Raw genomic sequence first — 576 nt, forward strand, 5'->3', positions numbered from 1 at the left:
GCGCGGCTGCCCCGCCCCCTCGGGCCAGGCGTGCGCCTCGCGGCTGATGTAGAAGGGGCTCTCGGACCAGTTGACGAAGTCGCTGATCTCCTCGCAGTTGATGCTCGGCGGGATGATCTCCTCACGCATGCCGACGACCAGACCGATGAGGCTGACCAACCCGGACGCGGCCAGGGCGTGGCCGACGTTGGGTTTGGTCGAGGTCAGGGCGCAGAAGCCGGTGCGCGCGGTGTGCGGCCGGAACGCCTCGGCAAGCGCGTTGACCTCGACGGGGTCGCCGAGGCGGGTGCCGGTGCCGTGGCTGACCAGGTGGCTCAGCGAGTCCGGCGAGATGCCCGCGCGCTGGTAGACCTCCTGGAGCAGGCGGGCCTGGGCGTTGCCGCTGGGGGCGGTGATGCCGTTGGTCCGACCGTCGTTGTTGACGCCGCTGGCCAGGATGTTGGCGTAGACGCGGTGGCCGTCGCGCTCGGCGTGCGGGCGTCGCTTGAGGACGACCACGGTGATGGCCTCGGAGGGCACCATGCCGTCCGCGCGCTTGTCGAAGGCGCGGCAGATCCCCTGTGCGGAGAGCATGCC

Annotated in this window: 1 protein-coding gene; it reads right to left on the minus strand. The window is 71.2% G+C overall.

What is annotated here, in order from left to right:
• The coding region (locus KUM32_RS42715) for a polyketide synthase (RefSeq protein ID WP_217146939.1) at positions 1–576 on the minus strand (576 nt) is incomplete at both ends.

The sequence above is a fragment of the Streptomyces sp. AC627_RSS907 genome (genome assembly GCF_019049165.1).